Annotated in this window: 16 protein-coding genes and 1 tRNA gene; 7 read left to right on the top strand and 10 right to left on the bottom strand. The window is 32.8% G+C overall.

Annotation, left to right across the window (positions count from 1 at the left end):
* Window positions 1–16: 16 nt before the first annotated feature.
* Window positions 17–2,461 (bottom strand): bifunctional UDP-N-acetylmuramoyl-tripeptide:D-alanyl-D-alanine ligase/alanine racemase, encoded by a 2,445-nt coding sequence (locus tag BC961_RS03855; protein WP_121925088.1) that lies wholly within the window; start codon window positions 2,459–2,461, stop codon window positions 17–19.
* Between the two features lie 224 nt (window positions 2,462–2,685).
* Here BC961_RS03855 and BC961_RS03860 point away from each other — a divergent pair, with 224 nt between their 5' ends.
* The gene (locus tag BC961_RS03860; RefSeq protein ID WP_121925089.1) at window positions 2,686–3,291 is read left to right on the top strand and encodes a hypothetical protein; all 606 of its coding nucleotides are present in this window, start codon (window positions 2,686–2,688) and stop codon (window positions 3,289–3,291) included.
* On the opposite strand, the gene BC961_RS03865 is transcribed toward BC961_RS03860, so the two are convergent.
* From BC961_RS03865 to BC961_RS03895, 7 genes are all read right to left on the bottom strand, one after another.
* Window positions 3,286–3,987 carry a porin family protein gene (locus BC961_RS03865; RefSeq protein WP_121924549.1) on the bottom strand — a complete coding sequence of 234 codons (702 nt, stop codon included), beginning with the start codon at window positions 3,985–3,987 and terminating at the stop codon, window positions 3,286–3,288. The two genes, BC961_RS03860 and BC961_RS03865, sit on opposite strands and share 6 nt — an antisense overlap.
* An 801-nt stretch (window positions 3,988–4,788) precedes the next feature.
* Window positions 4,789–4,873: transfer RNA gene (locus BC961_RS03870), tRNA-Ser, on the bottom strand.
* A 60-nt stretch (window positions 4,874–4,933) separates the two neighbouring features.
* A complete protein-coding gene (locus BC961_RS03875) occupies window positions 4,934–5,962 on the bottom strand; it encodes an asparaginase (RefSeq protein ID WP_121924550.1) in 1,029 nt (342 codons plus the stop codon).
* Entirely contained in the window at window positions 5,952–7,088 is a 1,137-nt protein-coding gene (locus BC961_RS03880) for a 1-acyl-sn-glycerol-3-phosphate acyltransferase (RefSeq protein ID WP_121924551.1), read from the bottom strand. Before BC961_RS03880 ends, BC961_RS03875 begins: the two co-directional genes overlap by 11 nt.
* Before the next feature lie 65 nt (window positions 7,089–7,153).
* Window positions 7,154–7,921, bottom strand: coding sequence for a TatD family hydrolase (locus BC961_RS03885; protein WP_121924552.1), 768 nt, complete (start codon window positions 7,919–7,921; stop codon window positions 7,154–7,156).
* A 179-nt stretch (window positions 7,922–8,100) separates the two neighbouring features.
* Window positions 8,101–8,826, bottom strand: a complete 726-nt coding sequence (locus tag BC961_RS03890; protein ID WP_121924553.1) for a tetratricopeptide repeat protein — start codon at window positions 8,824–8,826, stop codon at window positions 8,101–8,103.
* A 2-nt stretch (window positions 8,827–8,828) separates the two neighbouring features.
* Complete coding sequence (locus BC961_RS03895; protein ID WP_121924554.1) at window positions 8,829–9,413, bottom strand: RNA polymerase sigma factor; 585 nt, start codon at window positions 9,411–9,413, stop codon at window positions 8,829–8,831.
* A gap of 175 nt (window positions 9,414–9,588) precedes the next feature.
* Here BC961_RS03895 and BC961_RS03900 point away from each other — a divergent pair, with 175 nt between their 5' ends.
* From BC961_RS03900 to BC961_RS03925, 6 genes are all read left to right on the top strand, one after another.
* Complete coding sequence (locus BC961_RS03900) at window positions 9,589–9,894, top strand: hypothetical protein (protein ID WP_121924555.1); 306 nt, start codon at window positions 9,589–9,591, stop codon at window positions 9,892–9,894.
* 19 nt (window positions 9,895–9,913) lie between these two features.
* On the top strand, window positions 9,914–10,960 hold the full coding sequence (locus tag BC961_RS03905; RefSeq protein ID WP_121924556.1) for a hypothetical protein: 1,047 nt from the start codon (window positions 9,914–9,916) through the stop codon (window positions 10,958–10,960).
* A gap of 161 nt (window positions 10,961–11,121) precedes the next feature.
* Window positions 11,122–12,099 (top strand): hypothetical protein, encoded by a 978-nt coding sequence (locus BC961_RS03910; RefSeq protein WP_121924557.1) that lies wholly within the window; start codon window positions 11,122–11,124, stop codon window positions 12,097–12,099.
* 228 nt (window positions 12,100–12,327) lie between these two features.
* Complete coding sequence (locus BC961_RS03915; RefSeq protein ID WP_121924558.1) at window positions 12,328–14,280, top strand: PKD domain-containing protein; 1,953 nt, start codon at window positions 12,328–12,330, stop codon at window positions 14,278–14,280.
* Window positions 14,268–17,003 carry a CHAT domain-containing protein gene (locus BC961_RS03920; RefSeq protein ID WP_121924559.1) on the top strand — a complete coding sequence of 912 codons (2,736 nt, stop codon included), beginning with the start codon at window positions 14,268–14,270 and terminating at the stop codon, window positions 17,001–17,003. Before BC961_RS03915 ends, BC961_RS03920 begins: the two co-directional genes overlap by 13 nt.
* A gap of 75 nt (window positions 17,004–17,078) precedes the next feature.
* Window positions 17,079–17,519, top strand: coding sequence for a retropepsin-like aspartic protease (locus tag BC961_RS03925; protein WP_121924560.1), 441 nt, complete (start codon window positions 17,079–17,081; stop codon window positions 17,517–17,519).
* A 59-nt stretch (window positions 17,520–17,578) separates the two neighbouring features.
* Here BC961_RS03925 and odhB read toward each other — a convergent pair whose 3' ends face one another.
* Window positions 17,579–18,808, bottom strand: coding sequence for a 2-oxoglutarate dehydrogenase complex dihydrolipoyllysine-residue succinyltransferase (odhB, locus tag BC961_RS03930; RefSeq protein WP_121924561.1), 1,230 nt, complete (start codon window positions 18,806–18,808; stop codon window positions 17,579–17,581).
* 137 nt (window positions 18,809–18,945) lie between these two features.
* Window positions 18,946–21,720: a 2-oxoglutarate dehydrogenase E1 component gene (locus tag BC961_RS03935; RefSeq protein WP_121924562.1), complete on the bottom strand. Its 2,775-nt coding sequence runs from the start codon at window positions 21,718–21,720 to the stop codon at window positions 18,946–18,948.
* Window positions 21,721–21,725: the final 5 nt, after the last annotated feature.

A 21,725-nucleotide genomic window follows, 5' to 3' on the forward strand; every position in this document is an offset into this window, starting at 1 on the left:
ACATTAAAAAAAACTACTATTCTCTATAAAATACTCTTTTAACTCTTTGCGAAATACTCGTAAGCACTTCGTATGGAATCGTTTGAAGCTTACCAGCTATATAACTAACAGTTGGATTCCTACCAAAAATGATAACTGCATCACCTTCTTTACATTCAATTTCGGTACAATCGACCATTAACATATCCATACATATACTTCCTACTATTGTTGCTTTCTGATTTTTGATTGTTACAAATCCCACACTATTTCCCCAACCTCTAGAAATCCCATCAGCGTAACCTATAGGAATTGTTGCAATCTTTGTTGGTTTTTCAGCTATAAATTTTCTTCCATAACCTACACTTTCTCCCGCCGCAATAGTCCTGATTTGAGAAATTATCGATTTCAAAGTACCCACATTCTCTAGTTTTTTTTGCTCTTCACTATCGTTTGAAACTCCGTAAAGCCCAATTCCTAAACGGACCATGTCGTATTGCGAATCAACATTATTACTAATTCCTGATGTATTTAATATATGACGAATAGGCTTTATATCTAATTCACTAATTAATTGGCTAGATAACTTTTCGAATAAATCAATTTGTGATTTTGCAAAATCTTTGTGAATTAAATCATCACTAGTAGCTAAATGAGATAAGATACTTTTCACGTTTACGTTTTGATTTCCTTTTAAAGTAGCAATCAATTCATCAATCGTATTGGCTTCAAAACCCAGACGGTGCATTCCTGTATCCAATTTTATGTGAATAGGAAAATCCTGTAATCCTTTTTGAGCGGCCATTTTGAGAAACGCTTTAAGTCCTTTTAAACTATATATTTCAGGTTCTAATTGATATTGAATAATAGCGTTAAAGCTAGTGTTTTCAGGATTTAAAATCATTATTGGCAGCTGAATACCTAAACTTTTTAAAGCTATTCCTTCATCGGCGAAAGCCACACCTAAATAATCAACTTTATGGTGCTCGAGTAACTTAGCAATTTCGAAACCACCATTTCCATAGCCGAAAGCTTTTACCATTACCATAATTTTTACATTAGGTTTTAGTTTAGCTTTATAAAAATTTAAGTTATAAGTTATTGCGTTAAGATTTATTTCAAGAACAGTTTCATGTGTTTTCTCCTCTAGCAACCAGACAATTTCTTCAAATTCAAAAGAGCGAGCTCCTTTCACTAAAATAGTTTCATTTGAAAAGTCTATATTATCGTAATCACTAATAAATTCAGCTGTATTTTTATAAGTTACGCAATTTTGAAACTTATCTTTAAATTCAGAGATTGTTTCTCCTATTCCTATCACTCTACTAATATTATTAGACACGATTAATTCTGCAACTTTATCGTACAATTCTTCTTTATACAATCCACTTTGAAAGATGTCAGATAGAATAACTGTTTTATTATCCGATTGTTTCTGACTTTCGAGAAAATCTAAAGCTATTTTTAAAGACTGAAAGTCTGAACTATAGCTGTCATCAATAATACTGCAATTGTTAATTCCATTTTTAACTTTTAAACGCATTTCTACGGGATACAACATTTTCATCCTATTCTGAATAGTGAAATGGTCATAATTAAAATAAATTAAAACCATTAAACATGAAATTGCATTTTCTATCGAAGCCTCATCTTGAAAAGGTATATTAATTTTAAAATCTTCTTTATTGTAACAAACTTGTAATTCTGTTTGCTCTCTATCAGTTTTCTTTCCAATGAAAACATCTGCTTCCTGATTCGTAAAACTCCACGTAAAAGCATTTTGTCGTTGAGAAAGTATCGAAGTGATATTTTCATTAAATTGGTAAATGACAACTTCACAGCTTTGAAAAAGCGACATTTTCTCTTTTACTTTCTCTTCTAAATTTAGAAAACCTTCATCATGTGCAGAACCAATATTAGTAAGCACGCCAACAGTTGGTTTAATAATATTTTGTAATTTATTCATCTCAAATCTACTTGAGATTCCTGCCTCAAAGATTCCAAGATTATGCTGTTCATTAATCGCTATAACAGACAACGGAACTCCTACTTGGGAATTGTAACTCTTTGGACTTCTAATAACATTGTAGTCAGGACTCAGTAGAAAATTAAGCCACTCTTTTACTATTGTTTTACCATTACTTCCGGTAAGACCAATTACAGGAAAATCAAAAAGACTGCGGTACTGCGCTGCAAATTCTTGTAATGCAGTCAAGGTGTTCTCGACAATATAAAAATTTGCACGTTCTTCACAACCTTCTGGAATGTGACTGACAACAAAATTACGAACGTCATTTTCAATAAGATAAGAAATATAAATATGTGCATCAGTATGAACGCCTACCAATGCAAAAAATAAAGTCTGAGAACCGTTTTGTAGAGACCTACTATCAATAGAAACCGAATCTAAAGCTGTGTCAAATTGATTACCAACAAACTTTGCCGGTATACTTTGGATGCTATTGAAAATTTTTGGATTCATAAAATGAGAGTAGATAGAAATTAATTTTTTTCGAAATAAAATAGTGTTTTGGCCACCCTTTCGGGGCTTTAACTTTCGTAAAAATACCATTTCTTTTTACAAAGACGACCCCGATATTCAATTTATATAGTTAAAGGAAGTTCTATAAATCAACAAACAACTTCGATATGTTGCCTTAATTTTTACAGATTAGTTATATTTGTTTGCTTAAAGAAACTAATATTTTGAAAAAATTACTTCCTTCGTTTTCATATGTTTTCCATCCGATTTTTATTCCGGCCATAGCTACATTGTTTTATCTTTTCTATTACAATGCTGATTTTGTAGATCAAGAAAAAATATTCATTTTCTTTCAGGTTGCCATAGTAACTATAATAATTCCAATTTTAGTTTTTATACTATTGCGTGCCACTGGAAATGTTGATACCATAATGATTTCTAAAACATCTCAAAGAAAAATTCCATTAGTTGTCCACTGCTTTTTAATCATTTTATTACTTAGAAAAAGCATTAGTATTGATCGCTACTTCGAGTTACATTTTTTCTTTTTAGGAGCATTGATGAGCACTTTATTAGCTTTGATTTTATTATTTGGGAATATAAGAGCAAGCCTACACATGATGGCCATTAGTTCATTGACAGTTTTTGTAATAGGATTGAGTATTCATCTTCAAATGCAGAATATTGTCACTATTACAATATTAATTCTACTAAATGGTATTGTAGCATCCTCCCGCTTAGAGATGCAGGCGCATACGAATAAAGAACTCATGTTAGGATTTGTTTTAGGCGCTATTCCGCAAATACTTCTATTGTATATTTGGTTATAGAATATAGAATATAATCCCTAAATTCAATGCATTCATTTTGACAGGTTCTCCAGCAATTTTAGCCGACTTAAACAACGGATTTAAACCGTAATAAGCGTACAGATTTATGGTATTATAACCGGAAGAAATATAGGCTCCGTACTGAATTTTATCAAAATCTTTGTTTCCATTGATATGAGTTTTTCCCATACTACTATTGAAAGCTGACTTATCATATAGCAAGTAGCTGAACTTTATTCCAGTGTAAATACGCCAGAACTTATGGCTTTCGAAAGTGGATGTTCGCCATCTAAATTCTACAGGCACGTCAACAGAAAGTAGAGAGAATTTATTCTTAGAATATTTTGCATCAGCATCAATAATCGCATATTCATTCCCTGAAGGAGTTGAAGTAATGGACATGTTTTGATTGTAGTTATTATAAGAGAATCCAATACCAGAAGCAATGGCAACAGTTCGTTTCTTATTGATTGGCATATCTCTTAGAAACCCGCCTGAAAATCCTGAAGAAAATTTGCTTTGCGACAAACCTGCAGGCTTATCGCTAAGTGTGTTATACGTTATTGCAAAATAAAACTGATCTTCTCTATACAAGGAATCAATCTTTGCAAGAGGAACAATTTCAGGAGCTGTATTTTGCTGTGCAAAGACGTTGAACACAGTAAAAAAAAGAAAACAACTTAGAAATAATCGCATACCATTTTTGTTTATTAAATCATTAATTCAATTTGAATCCTTTTATAAAGCTACAAATATAAGATAATGGAGTTTTCAAATGCTTTTAATACTTGAATTTTAAATATACGGCTGATAAAAGATTATTTAGAAACGGTGGTCAAGGAGATTTGCCATCATCAAAATATAAGTTCCAGCAAAAAACTGAATATTCAAACAACTCCGATTTTCACGCTGTTAGCGTCCCTGCTATTGAGAATAACTCAAATTGATTTTCAAATAAATAAGACAAACTATTCCAATTGTCACGCTGGAAGCGTCCCTGCTTTTGAGAGTAACTCCAATTGATTTTCAAATAAATAGGATAAACTATTCTAATTGTCACGCTGGAAGCGTCCCGAACATTTATGTAATTTGAGAGTTTTTTTTGTGACATTTCAAAACTGATAAACATGTATTTAAATTGCGAATCTTTTCGAATATATTAGACACAACTCAATTAGGATTAACGCCGTTGATCCCCTGAAGATACGTCCCACAAAAAAATACTGCTTGGCATTTCATGCCTGATCCTTTTCGTTTTAAAGCTTAGCCAAACTAAAAAGTTTGACACGCCAAGTAAAGGATTAACGCCGTTGATCCCCTGAAGATACGTCCCACAAAAAAATACTGCTTGGCATTTCATGCCTGATCCTTTTCGTTTTAAAGCTTAGCCAAACTAAAAAGTTTGACACGCCAAGTAAAGGATTAACTCCGTTGATCCCGCAAAGGGGCGTCTCACAAAGAAATAATGCTCCCCTTTCAGGAAGCATTATTTCTTTGCAGAGAGGAAGGGATTCGAACCCTCGATATGTTGCCATATACACGCTTTCCAAGCGTGCGCCTTCAGCCACTCGGCCACCTCTCTATTTTATTACGGTTGCAAAGAACACTAAAAAAAATGAGTTAGAAAAGCAAAACCTTATTATTATATTATTTCTCCACGTAATGAAGTTTCAAATACTGATTTGAATTCGCTAGCCTCAATTTTTTGACTTAATAAAAACATTAATTTTGTTATTGCCGCTTCAGTAGTTATATCTTTTCCAGAAATAACTCCTATTTTTTTCATCCCTGTGCTTGTTTCATATTGTCCCATACTTACACTTCCGCCTGAGCATTGAGTTACATTAATAATATGTAAACCGGCAGCTATTCCTTTTTCTAGTAAGTTTAAAAACCAGTCTTCAGTAGGCGCATTTCCAGCTCCGTATGTTTCTAAAACAATTCCTTTTAGACTTGGTATATTTAAAATGGCAGATAATACAGCCTCGCTAATTCCTGGGAACATTTTGATAACCGCGACGTTCGTATCTAGATATTTATGAACTTTCAATACTTTCTCTGGACTATAAGGCAGAAACAATTCTGGACTCATTCTTAAATGCACGCCTGATTCTACTAAATCAGGATAATTGGGAGACGTAAATGCTTTAAAATGCTCGGCATTTATTTTTGTGGTTCTATTACCTCTGTATAATTTATATTCAAAATAAAGACAAACTTCACTTATTACTGGACGACCGTTTTCTCGAAGAGAAGCGATTTGAATAGCTGTAATTAGATTCTCTTTAGCATCGGTACGTAAGTCTCCAATAGGCAACTGCGAACCAGTGAAAATTACTGGTTTTGCTAAATTTTCGAGCATAAAACTCAATGCTGATGCGGAATATGACATCGTATCTGAGCCATGTAGTACTACAAAACCATCAAACGAACTATAATTTTCCTCAATGATTGTTGCGATTTTTGCCCACTCATCAGGATTCATGTTCGAAGAATCAATTGGATCTCCAAAAGAAATTGTTTCAATCTCGCAATCTAATTGCTTTAGTTCTGGTATGCGCTGCAATAATTTACTAAAATTGAAAGCTTTCAAAGCGCCAGTTTCAAAGTCTTTTTTCATACCAATGGTTCCACCAGTATAAATAAGAAGTATTTTAGCTTTATACGACATCGTGGTATTTCAATTTATTCACTACTGGATTTGCATACATTGCTAGAAACCCATCTAATGCTACTGGATTATCGTGATCAATTCGCATTTCTAAGCGGCGCTCAAATAATGATTTCTCATTTTCTGTGTATAAATGTGAATAACGCTCCGTTTTATTTACAATATCAAAAGCGATGAAATTTGTTGGCCATAAGTGATAATTGCTCAAAATTGCATCATCAATAACTTGTGCTAAAGACACAATTTGCTTATTTGAACTTTCATTATTCTCTTTTATTTCTTCAATTTCAGTGTCCAAAACTTTACCTACGTGAATATGAATTCCTTTCTTTTGACCTAGTGCACCACTAAGAATCGTCATGAAATCCTCGTTTTTATCTTTTACGTACACTTCATTGTTTGCTTCAGCCATTAATTGTGGCATTTTTAAAGCGTCCGTTGGATCGTACTCATAAGAAATAGAAACAGGTACAATTTTAATTTTCTTGAAATAGTCCATTAAATTCTTTTCATCAGAACCCATTCCAAGCATTTTCAAAATACCAGGATTAGTTTCATCTCTTCCATCTTTAGTTCTACCTTCTCGTTGTGCAATCCACACCGATCGGTTTTCATGCAACAATAAATGTCCTATATATTCTGATAGTAATTTTGAACTTTGCAGCATTTCCCTTGGCGTTAAGCCACGTTGCACTAAAAAGTTACGATTTAATTTAGCCAATGTATTTAAAAATGACATTTTAACTAAATTATCTCCAATAGCCGAAGCCGTCATTACTAAACCGTTTTCAAATAAAGCGGTATTTAGTAAGGTAGTATCCAATAAGATGTCACGATGATTCGAAACAAATAGATAAGAAGTATTAGGCTCCAAGTTTTCAAAACCTGAAGTTGTCAATCCATCAGAGCTTTTCTCTAATACTCTTTGAACAGATTGATATATAACATTACATTGAAAATCGCGGATAGAATGCGTTTTATGAAGTTGTTCTTTCCAAACTTCATCCGCAACATCTGGGAAAGTAAAATTCATCAATGCTTTCATCATAGGATGATTCACAACATTGTTAAGTGCTTCGTTTATTTCGGAATCATAAAAAGGCCGAATAGCGTCAAATCTCTGCATTTTGGTTCTGAATTATTTAATTGGCAAATGAACAAAAAAAATATGTAAATAATGTGAATTCTATTTTAAATACCAAAAACGGCTTTAGAATTCGCAGTCGTAATTTCGGCAATTTCTTCAACCGATAAATTATAAATTTCAGCTAGCTTCTCCGCCACAGCAACTAAATAACTGCTTTCGTTTCTTTTACCTCGATGCGGAATGGGAGCGAGATAAGGCGAATCTGTTTCTACGACAATATGCTGTAAATCAATTTGATGTAGAAACTGGTCGATTTTACCATTTTTAAAAGTGACAACTCCTCCTATTCCTAGTTTCATGTTGTAAGAAATCGCTTTTAAGGCTTGCTCGTACGTTCCAGTGAAACAGTGAAAAATACCAAACAATTCATCTGATTTTTCATCTTCTAAAATTTGGAAAATCTCATCAAATGCTTCTCGACAATGAATAACAATTGGTAAATTATACTTTTTAGCTAATCTTATTTGACTTCTAAAAGCAATTTGTTGCTCCTCTAAATGTGTTTTATCCCAATATAAATCTATTCCAATTTCACCTATTGCGTAAAACTTTCTTTTCTCTAGTTCACATTCTACATGCAACAATTCTTGCAAATAATTATCCTTAACATACGTTGGGTGCAAACCCATCATTAAAAAAACATTCTCAGGATAATTTTTCTCTAATTCATACATACTATCTGTGCTCGAAGAATCAATTGCTGGAATAAAGAAACGTGAAACACCAGCATCAATAGCTCTTTGAATCATCTCATTTCTATCTTGGTCAAATTCTTCGCTGTAAAGATGCGTGTGTGTATCGGTTATTATCATTAGTTGTCAAGAATATTAACTTGCAAAATTACAACTATTACATAAAGATTCCCAAAGTAATTTTGTCCAAATATTTTCCGTTTATTGTTATACAAAATTAAAAAGGCGCTGATCTCTTATCGAAATCAACGCCTCTATATGTCAGATTCTTACTTGGTAAAAATTATTTCAGATAATTATTAATTTAATTCTTTAAGTAGTTTTTGAACAGCATCGTAATTCTCATAATCCGATGGAATTGTCAAAAGAATTTCTTTACACGACTTATATTCTTCTTGCTTTAATTTGGCTAAAGCCAAGCCATAAGTAGCTTTATTTTTATAGATTGAATTTCCAGACTGCAGTGCTAAAAAAGCAACTTCAGCTTCTTTAATTTTATTGTTTTCTAATAACGATACACCATAATAATACTGAATCTCAGCGGTTTTATTCTCATTTAAAATTAATTCAAATAACGGAATTGCTTCAACATAATTTTTTGCATTGAAAGCATCTTCCGCTTGTTTCAGATAATCACTTTGCTCGCCTCTTTCTATAAAATGAGCTTCATCAAATTGATTAAAATCCTCAAAATTTGGTTTCGAATTTGCATCAAAAAGAAATAATCCTACCAGCAGAAGCACCGATGCGGCAACCAAATAAAACACTGGTTTGAAATTTATTACTTTTTTATCTTTTAAATTGGAATTTTGCTGAGCGATAGCTTTTAAATTTTCGGTGAATGCGTTACGTTCTTCTTCAAGTGTAAATTTATTTTCTAATTGCGCTTGTACATCCTTATATATCTCAAAGTTAGATGCTACTTCTTGATCTTCTTGCAATAGCTTTTCAAAATTTTCTTTCTCAATTGCAGTTAGCTCGTTTTGAAGATATTGGTCGAATAATATATAGTTTTCCTCGTTCATGGCTAGGTGATTTTTAATGATTTAAAACGGCTATTTTCGCGAATCCACTGTGTTAACTGTCCTGTACATAATGATTTTTTCTTACGAACATATCCATAGGTTACTTGGAGTTTTTCAGCAACTTCCTCCATCGATTTTAAAGTAAAACTTAACTTCAAAACTTCTTGGCATTTATCACCTAATTTTTGAAACATCAAATCAAATAATTCCTGCTTCTCTTCAAAAATTTCAGTTTGTGTAACCATTTCCTCAGTGGGTTCATTATTAGATGTATACTCATCATTAATTGTTACCCCTTTATTAGAAGCTTTTTTTAATTCATTTAACCATTTCCTTTTACATAGTAAAAAAAAGTAAGCATCAAAAGGACAACTGAGTTGCAGTTTATTGGCTTTAGCCTGATTAAACAGTAAAATCATAATTTCCTGAACAACATCCTGAGCTTGATCCTCATCGCCAGAGTTGTTTCTAATGTAAGAAATCACTTTAGGAACAAACTTTTTATAAATAGACTGAATGATAGCCGAGTCATTATTAGCAATTCCTTCTATATAAATTTGATCGCTATGAATAATTTGAGTAGCCATAAAAAAACTTTTTATTGGCTAAAGTAAAAAAAAGAAAGTAAAACAAATGAAAATCAGTAATCTGAAATAGCCCAAAAGAATAAATAGAAAAAAGTTTTAAAAATAGGGGTAACAATTTTAAAGCAAAATTGATATTAAGAAAACAAGAGACACTTAACCTTTAAATAAAGTAGCAATGAGAAGTCATCAATTAAACAGCCAAGCCGATTTTGATAAATTCCAGCAAAGACTTTCTAATAAAATTCAATCTGGTTTTAGAATCATCGAGCAAAATAACAAATTGCCGTACGTGGTTTTATGTCGAGAAAGAAAAAATATTGATCACTCTTATTATCTTTTTCTTTCTTGTATTACAGTTGGAATGTGGCTCCTTGTTTGGGTTTATGTTTTAATCAATGATTCGCAAAAAAATCAAATCCTAATTGCACTAGATGAAGACGGGAATGTTTTTGAAGATAAATGTTTACCACTAAAAAGTTAATAATTAAAAATTAGAAATCATGAAAAAAAATAATCAAAACGGAATTTTTTTATTGATAAATAAAAAGTTCACATACCTCTTAGCTTTAATCTTCGCATCTACTTTATTTTTTAGTTGCGATACAGATGATGAACTACCTACAAGTTGCCCAAATGTTGAAATTTTAGGATATAATATTGAGCAAGGAGCATTGACGGGCAATTTTGGCACTTCATTAAATTCTTTAAGTATTCCTAATTTTACAGTTCTTACTGCAGTTCCACAACCAGTAAGCTTTCAATCATCAGGGACGAACAATGCAGTTTTTAATCCTTCTACAAATGAATACGTACTCGTTTCTGCTGAAAGAGGACTCGTAACAAAAGTAAATACACTAACAAATGTTTCTACTGTAATTCCAATTCCAGCGTACTCTTCAACTTCGGTATTATACAGAGTCGTAAATGCGCCTGTAATTGTTGGCGGAAATCTGTATTATGGTTGTTATGATTTTACAAATCAATTGTTTTCGCTTTTAGATTCTAATTTCAATATAATTCCAGCGTCAACAACTGCTATTGCTCAAACTACCTTAGAAGGTTATAATTCGCAAACATTTACTGCTGCAACTAACGGAATCAATACGATTTACTTTTTAATGGGTAACCGCATTATTAGATACAACACCGCAACAATAGGAGCTGCAATTGTCTCAGCGGCTATTACGCCACCGACAGGAAGTAGCATTGGGCTCTCTTATATTTCGCTCGAATTTAAACAAGGAAATACCCTCTATGCAATGATGGAAGATGCTGGAGTTTCAAATTCGAAACTAGTGGAACTAAATGTTTCAAACCCGCTAATAATAACAAAGACCGACATTTTAACTTTAGGATTTGAAGTGAATCCTGAATTTTACAGCTCTGTTTACGATGACTGCAACAAGGTTTTTTATGTCTCAACATTACAAGGAATATCTGGCTATCCTAACGGACAAATCAGTAAAATAGATCTTTCAGGAACGCCTACTCTTGTAGGTACAACACTCACAACTTTCGTTGAGCTAGGTCTAACCTTAAAAGAGTAAATATTCAGGGCTGATAAATAAACAACGTGATTAATATATTATTGAAATAAAAAAAATTAAAAATAGGGTAACAATTTTAAACACAAATTGATATAGACATATAAACACAAAAGGAGTCTTTAAAACAACTCAAACTAAAAACAATCTAAAAACTAGAAACCATGAAAACAAATTTAAAAAACATCGGATTATTATTCTTAGCAACAATTCTTTTCAGCAGTTGTAATGATGAAAATGATATCACTACTGCACCACCTTCAGCATCAGAATTTAAAGCAGTGAGAAAAGAAGCATTAGATAGAATGACACAGAAATTTACTTTGACCGCAGGAGCTGGACTTGTGACACTAACTTCTTCAAACGGAGTAAAAATAGGAATTAATGGAAGCTGCTTAACTAAAAACGGAAATCCGGTTACCGGAATAGTAGACATTGAATACGTTGAAATATTCAAAAAAGGAAATATGTTAGTTACTAACAAACCTACGATGGGAATTATGCCAAACGGCGATCGAGCATTACTAATTTCAGGAGGAGAATTTTTTATCAAAGCCACTCAAGGTGGACAAGACCTGGGAATTAGTTGTAATATGACTTTACAAGTGCCAACAAACTTAACAGGCGGTCTTGATGCTGCAATGATATTATGGAATGGTATTATTGATGCAAATGGAGACTTGGCATGGCAAAATGCGATGGATCCGACAGGTGCAAACGGTGACAAAGGTGGCGTAAAAGGGGAACAAAATAACTATTTCGTAAGTTTTGGAAAATTTGGATGGACTAACGTTGACCGTTTTTATAGTGATCCAAGACCTAAAACATCGCTTCTTGTTGCTGCGCCACAAGGTTACAATAATACAAATAGTGCCGTATATTTATCTTACGATGGCGAAGGTCAAAATGCATTAGCACAATTAGATACGTACACTGCAGCAGGTTTATTTAGCGAACATTATGGTCAAATTCCAATAGGTTTAGCTTGTCACGTAATCTTTGCTACGGAACAAAACGGACAATGGAGATATGCAATAAAAGGCGTAACCGTTCAAGCAAATGATGTCTACACCTTCACATTAGCAGATACAACAGTAGGAACTGAAGCTCAATTAATCGCTGCGATCAATGCAATTCAATAGCAGACTTGGAGATAATTTTAGAAAAGTGGTGATTTGCTCACCACTTTTTTTTACATTTAAATGATTTTGATTATGTTAGAAGTCATTTTATCAATAAATTAGCTAATATTCTGGAGCTAATCCTGCTATCCGTTACAATCTTTTAATCATAAAATTAATTCAGTGGCCTGAACTAATTTTCTAATAAAAAGGATTTTCACTACTATCAGGACTAAAAAAAAACTGATTATGAGAACACTTCTAGTAATTTTAATCTGCTTTACGGCAACAAACATCTTTTCGCAGAAAAAAATAAATGATACGATAACTCGACGAGCTACTATCACTTATAATCAAAACGGAAATGCCGTTTCTTATAAACCAGAAACACCGCCGCTTATTCCTATTGCTGGCGCACCAAAACCTAGTTTTTCCTATTTATGGGAACTTGGTGATGGTAACTACAGCAAAGAAACAGAACCTAAACATACTTATAAAAATAAAGGAACTTATACAGCTCGATTAACGGTAACTAACAATTACGACAATGGGAAACCACCTGCGACACGACCAAAAAAAGTAGTTATAAACGAGATTTCAAATACCCTATACAAAGACATTGCATCAATTGAAGACCAAAACGGATTCAACATTCAAAAGAATTGTGATCCTATTCCAGAACAAGAGATTGTAGTTGTTTTGAGTTATCAAAACTTAGAAAGCTATGTTACAAACGGAAAATTATATCTTTTCTACAATGAAAAACAATTTAAAAATAAAAACTTCGAATTAGTTGATTACCGCGCACACGCTAGCGAAAGAGAAATTAAGGAAAATACAATCGCCTCAATAAACGATCTTGATAATTCCAACTCATATTTAGCTTTAAGTGAAAATTTGGCTCCAGCCAAAAACTATAGAAACACTACAACTGAGGAGGACTTAGATGCTACTTTAAAAACTGCGAAAGAAACATTTTCAGATGTATCCATTTTGGAATTTGATGAATGCAACCCATCAGAAACTAGAAACATATTTTACACTTTTAAAACCACTCCTGAAATGATTAAAGACACAAGCGCAACGGTAACAATGCGCGGTATATTTATTCCGAACAGAAGTTTTAAAAATCATAAAATAAAGAATTTAGAAATGGAAATCGTTACTTCTCATGATCCAAATAAAATGGGCTCAAATGGGAGCTTTATGAATTATAGATTAGTGCGCTTCAAACGGGTAAATTTCAAAACTCGATTTCAAAACAATGGTGAAGGTCCAGCGAGAATGATTCGTTTAGAAACTGATATTCCGGATATGTTTGACAAGAAAACATTTAAAATCGAGGATATGTATCCCAAATGTCCAATATGTCCCAAAGATGAAATTCCAACTACAAGCTGTTTAGACACTATTATAAAACAAAAACAAATATTTTTTACTTTTAAGAACATTTACTTGCCCGGAAGTAACCAAAAAAATGTTAAGGAAATCGATAGCACTAAAGGATTTGTAAAGTACTCGATGAAATTTAGTGATGACTTTCACAAAATAAAAACAAAGAGTAGAACAGCTATAATCTTTGATAAAAATGAACCCATAATAACAAATTACGCAACCACACGATTCCTTCCCGGTATTTCTATAGGAGCTAAAGCGGGCTATAATCTTTACCCTAATTTAGTGGATTCTAAAAGTTATTTTGTGGGAGCAACTATTTCTCCATTTAAATCATATCGCTATTACTGGCAAGCAGAATTCATAAATAGTTTACACAATTATAGTAATAAAACAGCCATCTCAGAAGAGATTTTAGATACAGCTGCTGGAGTACGACAACTGCAACGCACCACAACCGAAACGAGAAATGAAAATATAAATTGGGAAATCCCTATTTTAATTCGGTATAACATTAATAATTATATAGGAGTTGGCGCTGGAATACAAGGAAATATTAATGTATCAGAAAAACAAAATAATGATTTAAAAATCGAAACTTTTGAAAGTGTGAAAGACACTTTTCTAATCAGCACAAAAAATGAAAAATCAGCAGATACAAATTCCTTTAGCACAATTAAAACTGGAATACTTCTCGATTTCACCATAGGTGCGGCGAGAATAGGACCTAGTTTAGGAGCAAGATATGTCTTGAATTTTAAAGATAATTTTAATTATTTTCAGTTTTATGGAATATGGAAGTTTTAAAATTGCTACAATTTGATAGAAATCTGCCTCTGCACGAAAAAAATGTTTTCTATGAATGGAAAGCCTTATTTAATGGAAGTTTAACTTACTTTAAGAATAGTTTTATTTTAATAGTTCTCATTTTTTCAGGTTCAATTTCGGCGCAAAATTCAAATATTTTTGAAGAAAAGATCAATTTAAATGTTGATCGTTTTACGGAAAATCCAACTGCAGAAAATTTAAAAAAATTAGAAGGATTTGATAAAAATATATCTCATTCGATCAATGGTTTAAAAGACAAAAGCGAACTACTCGCTTTTGTAATACTAAAATCAAATCTTGGTTATTATCAAAATCAATTTAACAAAAAACAACAGGCGATTTCTAGCTATGAAAAAGCATGGCAGCTCTATCAGAAGAATCGATTATCAAATTACGATATTATTGAGTATTGCTTAAAACCACTTGGTAATCTTTACACAATAATTGGCGACTTTGATAATGCTGAAAATATAATCAAGCAATATTATTACATCGCTACTCAAACCAATAATTTGCAACAGCAATATGCTGCAGTACTTAATTTATCAAACGTCTATCAAAATACTGGCCGAATAAATGACGCCATTGCTCTACTTGAAAAAACCATTCGATCACAAAATTTAACTGATTTACAAAAAGGAAATTTATATAATAATTTAGGTACTAATTATTTCTTGACTACCAAGTTTAATAAAATGATTCCCTATGCTTACGAAAATGCTGAGAAGGCATTTTTAAAGGCGATTTCATTATTAGAAAAAGATAAATCACAACATATGGCTTTGGCCAATACCTATCGCAACTTATCAAAGTTAAAATTACAGCGAAATGATGCAAAAATGGCTTTAGTATATTTTGAAAAAGCAAGAAATCTGTTTAATAAAAATTCAAGCAACGATCCGCGAAACAAGTCAGAATTCCTTTTTGATGAAGCTAATCTATTTTTCAAAACTGGAAAACTTAAAGAATCAGCGGTACTAATTACGCAAATATTTAAAAATTTAATTCCGTCATTTGATAACAAAAACGCAGAATTACCTAATAAAAATTTACTGTATGCAGATACAATGCTATTAGACGCATTTGACTTACAAGCTGCTATTTACACTATTCAAAATCAGCCTAAAAAGGCCCTAGAATGTTACGGACTTTCTTTTCACATTGAAGAATTATTTCAATCTCTATTAGTCTATGAGAATTCTAAAATAATTAGCCAACTAAGAAATAGAAATCGTACTGAAAAATGTATTGCTATCTATGAATCTTTATATCAAAAAGACAATCAAATCACCCATCTTGAAAATGCATTTTTACTAGCCGAAAAAACAAAGTCAGCAGTTTTAAAGCAAGCTTTAATAAATTCATCGAAACAGTCAACGCTGCAGAAAAAAATTGCTCAACAACTACAAAATGAAAGCAACCTCATTTTAAAAGAACAGCAAAAAGGTGCTTTAGCAGATATAGTTAAAATAAATAATTCTATTAAAAAACAGAATGAATTGATGCTGCAATTAAAGCAATCAGCGTCAGCGACGGAAAGTAATCCAAATAGCGGTATTATTTTGAGTGATCTCTATGCTAAGCTCGAAAAAGATAATGCAATAATGGTAGAATATTTTTCTGGTATTAATAAAATGTATTCCTTCACTATTGTAAGTAACAAAATCTATCTAAATTCCTTTAATAATAATACTCACGCTTCAGTTAAAATCGTTCAGTTTATAGATTTCTTTAATGATGCTTATACGATTACAAACTCGCCAGCTGACTACAATAAGTATAGTAACATGGCCTACAAATTACTAAAACTACCGGTGAACTCAGCTTACAAAAATTTATTAATTGTATCCGATGGACTTTTAAACTTTCTTCCTTTTGAAGCTTTAATCACAAAAGAATCAGCAACTACTAATTTTGCTAAAATGAATTATCTACTTAATGATTACAACATTGGTTATCAAAATTCAGCACAATTTTATTTAGAGGCTAACCGAGCTAAAAGAAATTCTGTTGCAACAGTTCTAGGTATTTTTCCAATATTCGAAAAAACTCCTTTTGAATTGACGTTCTCAAAAGACGAGATGCAATCGATTAAAGAAAAATTTAAAGGAAAGTATTTTGATAATAGTGGTGCGACATTCGGCAATTTTAAAAATAATGCAAACCTCTATTCTATTTTACATTTATCCACACATGCTTCTTCAGGTGATATTGACAGTCCAGCGAGCATTAAATTTTCCGATCAAGAAGTCATGTATTCAGAACTTTATCATTTAAACATTCATCCAGATTTGGTAGTTTTAAGTGCATGTGAAACCGGAATTGGAAAATTATTCAAATCCGAAGGTGCGATGAGTATAGCCAGAGGATTTCAATTTGCAGGAGCACAAAATTTACTGTTTTCATTGTGGAAAGTAAACGATTATACCACTTCAGTATTCATGGATTTGTTCTACAAAAACATCAAAGAAAATCAATCTTATATCGAAGCAAATGCAAATGCAAAGAGAGATTTTTTAAAAAATAAAAATATTTCAAATGCTAAAAAATCTCCTTATTACTGGAGTGCATTTGTTTATTACGGAAACATTGAAAATCCGCCGAGTACTAACTATTTACTTTATGGATTAATACTCTTACTCGGAATTGGATTATTTATTGGCTTAAAATTATTTCTTTCGAAAAAGAAAAGACGGAGTTAAGACATTTAAATATCAAATATTCTTGCGGTATCTTTGTTTTCTAAACTAGATAGACATTCGATAATTGTTACACCAATGAAAGACCTACACGAGATTCTCAAAAAAGAAAATTATAAAAAAGTAAAATTCAAAATCACCAAAACGCAACATCTTTTGGTAAAAGCAAAGGTAAATGGTGTTGAGGGAAATTTTATTTTGGATACCGGTGCTTCTAGTAGTTGTATTGGATTTGAAAGTGTTGCCTTCTTTTTATTGGAAGCTAAGAAATCAAAAACTAAAGCTTCTGGAGCTGGTGCAACAGGAATGTTTACCCAAATAGCAACTCAGAATCTATTACAACTGGGAAACTGGAAAGATTACGCTTTTGATTTAGTAATCTTTGATTTATCACACGTAAACGAAGCATTGACACAACATAAAGCTAAGCCAGTTCACGGAATTATTGGTGCTGATATTTTAATGAAAGGAAAGGCTATTGTGGACTACTATAATCACTATTTATATTTGATGAAATAAAAAAAATCCCACTGAACAGGTACTGTCAAATGGGATTTTTACATTATAAAAAACAATTATTACAATTCGAATGCTTTTTTAGGATTGTTATCCAATAATAATTCCATTGGGTTTTCTAAAGCTTCTTTTACAGCAACCAAAAAACCAACAGACTCACGACCATCAATAATTCTGTGGTCATAAGATAGCGCTACATACATCATTGGGTGAATTTCCACTTTGCCGTTTACAGCAATAGGACGTTCAATAATGTTATGCATTCCAAGGATTCCAGATTGTGGAGGATTGATAATAGGAGTAGACAACATAGAACCAAATACACCACCATTAGTGATTGTAAAAGTTCCACCAGTCATATCATCAACAGTGATTTGTCCATCACGTGCTTTTATTGCTAATCGTTTGATATCAGCTTCTACACCACGGAAAGTCAAATTCTCTGCATTGCGAACTACAGGAACCATCAAACCTTTTGGTCCTGACACTGCAATTGAAATATCGCAAAAATCGAAAGCAATCTTATGATCACCGTCCATCATTGAGTTTACATCTGGATACAATTGTAACGCTCTTGTAACGGCTTTAGTGAAGAAAGACATGTATCCTAAACCTACTCCGTTATGTTTTGCTTTAAACGCATCTTTATATTCATTACGAATCATATTGATTGGCGTCATGTTTACTTCATTAAAAGTAGTCAACATTGCTGTTTCATTCTTAGCAGCAACTAATCTTTCTGCTACTTTACGACGTAACATTGATAATTTAGTTCTTTCAGATCCACGTGATCCTCCAGTAGGAGTTCCCATAGAAGGTACTGCATTTACAGCATCATCTTTAGTTACTCTTCCTGCTTTTCCAGTTCCTGTTACTGAACTAGCTTCTATATTTTTCTCGTCTAATATTTTTCTCGCAGCTGGAGATGGTGTTCCTGACGCATAAGTTGTCGCTGGTGCTGGAGCCGCTTTTGGCGCTTCCGCTTTAACTTCAGCTTTTGGTGCTTCCACTGTTTTTGTAGCTTCAACAGCAGGTGCTCCCGCAGCTGGTCTTGCTCCATCAGTATCAATATGGCAAACTACTGCTCCTACTGCTACAGCATCGCCTTCTTCTGCTTTTAACGTAATGATTCCACTTGCTTCTGCAGGTAATTCTAGTGTTGCTTTATCAGAATCAACCTCAGCAATCGCCTGGTCTTTCTCAACATAGTCTCCGTCTTTTACTAACCAAGTTGCAATTTCAACTTCTTTGATTGATTCCCCTGGTGATGGGACTTTCATTTCTAAAATCATGTTCTATTATTTTAAATTATGAATTTTAATTTTATATAACTGTTGTAAAACAACGTGTATTTCTCTTTTTTCTTTTTTAGCCCTAATAATAGCTCTTAAAAAATAATATATTGAGATTGCTTCGTTCCTCGCAATTACTATCTAAATAAATCTCTATCAAATACCATTTGAATGGCATCTGCATGACGGCGTTTTGCTCGTGTGTAACTTCCTGATGCAGGAGCTGCATACGCTTTTAATGAAGCTAATCTCCATTTCACTAAATCAAAGTTCATTAACATAAAGCTGTAAGCTCCCATGTTTTTAGGTTCTTCTTGTGCCCAAACGTAATCATCAGCATTTGGATATTTAGCGATTATCTCTTTTAATTGCTCTACTGGAAGTGGAAACAATTGCTCGATTCTTACTACAGCAACATCAATACGGCCATTAATTTCTCTTTCAGCAGTGATGTCATAATAAAATTTACCGGTACAAAAAACTAATGTTTTCACATCGTTTTTATTCACAGTTTCGTCATCAATAGTCTCTTGGAAAGCACCATTTGTAAAATCTTCTATTGGAGATACACATCTAGGATCACGCAATAAACTTTTTGGTGTAAACACAATTAGTGGTTTACGAAACGTTGTTTTCATTTGTCTTCTCAGCAAGTGAAAGAAGTTCGCTGGCGTTGTACAATCTGCAACATACATATTGTGTCTCGCACAAAGCTGTAAATATCTTTCCATTCTCGCAGACGAGTGTTCTGCTCCTTGACCTTCATAACCATGAGGTAATAGTAAAACTATTCCGTTTTGATTATTCCATTTATCTTCTCCACAAGAGATATATTGGTCAATCATAATTTGAGCTCCATTAGAGAAATCTCCAAATTGTGCTTCCCAAATAGTCAATGCATTAGGGTTTGTCAATGCATAACCGTAGTCAAAACCAAGTACTCCGTACTCTGATAATAACGAGTTAAACACATTAAATTTCCCTTTTTTACCTTCTAAATTATTGATTAAAACAACTTCTTCTTCTGAATCTTCAACCTTAACAACAGCGTGACGGTGCGAGAAAGTACCACGTTCTACATCTTGTCCTGAAATACGAACATCGTAACCTTCTTGCAATAACGATCCGTAAGCAAGGTGTTCTGCCATTCCCCAATCTAACTTATTACTTTCGAAAAACATAGTTTTTCTGTCATTGATAAGTTTTTGGATTTTATTGATAAACTTTTTATCTGCTGGTAAATTACAAACTGCATTAGCTACTGCTGTAAGACCTTCTTTACTATAAGAAGTATCTACTTTTTTAAGCATCTCATCATTAGAAACTCTGTTAAAACCTTGCCATTCATTTTGCATAAATGGAGTAATAACAGTCAAATCTTTTTTACGAGATTCTTCAAGATTTACTTCTAAGTTAGACTTGTATTCTTTCTCTAATCCATTTACATAAGTCAAATCTATGACTCCTTCTGATAATAGTTTTTCAGCATAAATATCTCTAGGGTTTGAATGCTTTGCAATCAATTTATATAATACAGGTTGTGTGAAACGAGGTTCATCTCCTTCATTGTGTCCGTACTTTCTATATCCTAATAAATCAATAAATACATCACGTCCAAATTGCATTCTAAAATCTAAAGCAAATGACATTGCGTGAACAACAGCTTCTGCATCATCAGCGTTAACGTGTAATACTGGTGACAATGTCACTTTTGCAACATCTGTACAATATTTAGAAGAACGTGCGTCAAGATAATTAGTTGTAAAACCAACTTGATTATTAATAACAATATGAATCGTTCCTCCTGTTTTGTATCCATCTAATTGTGCCATTTGCACAATTTCATACAAAATTCCTTGACCAGCGATTGCAGCATCTCCGTGAACGGCGATAGGCAACACTTTAGAGAAATCGTTAGGGAAGTATTTATCTTGTTTAGCTCTTGTAATTCCTTCAATTACTGCACCTACAGTTTCTAAGTGCGAAGGATTAGGAGCTAAATTTATATTTATATTTTTACCAGACTGCGTTACTTTATCAGCTGTAAGCCCTAAGTGATACTTTACATCACCATCAAAATATTCCTGATCGTAATCTTTACCATCAAATTCTCCAAAGATATCTTGAGTGGATTTTCCGAAAATATTTGCTAAAACGTTCAAACGACCACGGTGTGCCATTCCCATAACAAATTTCTCCACTCCTTTTTCAGCTGCTTTTTCAATTAAAGCATCTAATGCAGGAATAATAGATTCTCCACCTTCAAGAGAAAAACGCTTTTGACCCACATATTTAGTGTGCAAAAAGTTCTCAAAAGAAACGGCTTGGTTTAATTTATTTAAAATTGATTTCTTCTCATCAGCAGAAAAATTAGGTTGGTTGTCATTAACTCCTATTTTTTTCTGAATCCATTGTACAATTTCTGGGTTACGGATGTACATGTACTCCACCCCAATATGCTGACAATAAATACTATCTAAGTGTCTAATAATTTCTTGAAGACTACAAGCTGGGATATTAATGGCTTTTGCCGCATCAAAAACAGTATTTAAATCTGCTGCTGAAAGTCCAAAGTTTGAAAGTTCAAGTGTTGGCGATGCAGTTCTTCTCTCTCTTACTGGATTTGTTTTAGTAAACAAATGTCCGCGAGAACGATATCCATCAATTAATTTTAATACGTTAAATTCTTTTTGAAGTTGATTTGAAACCAAACTACAATCGGTGTTAGTTGAAGCAAAATTTGCAATTTGCTCTACTTTATTTTCCTCATTGTACGTTTCCATTCCAAAATCGAAACCTTGAAAAAAGCTTCTCCAACTTGGCTCAACGCTATCTGGATTTTCTAAATATTGGTCGTATAATTGAGCAAAAAACTCTGTGTGTGCTGCGTTTAAAAATGAAAACCTATCCATAATAT

Source organism: Flavobacterium weaverense, assembly GCF_003688495.1.
In the GTDB taxonomy this organism is placed as follows: domain Bacteria; phylum Bacteroidota; class Bacteroidia; order Flavobacteriales; family Flavobacteriaceae; genus Flavobacterium; species Flavobacterium weaverense.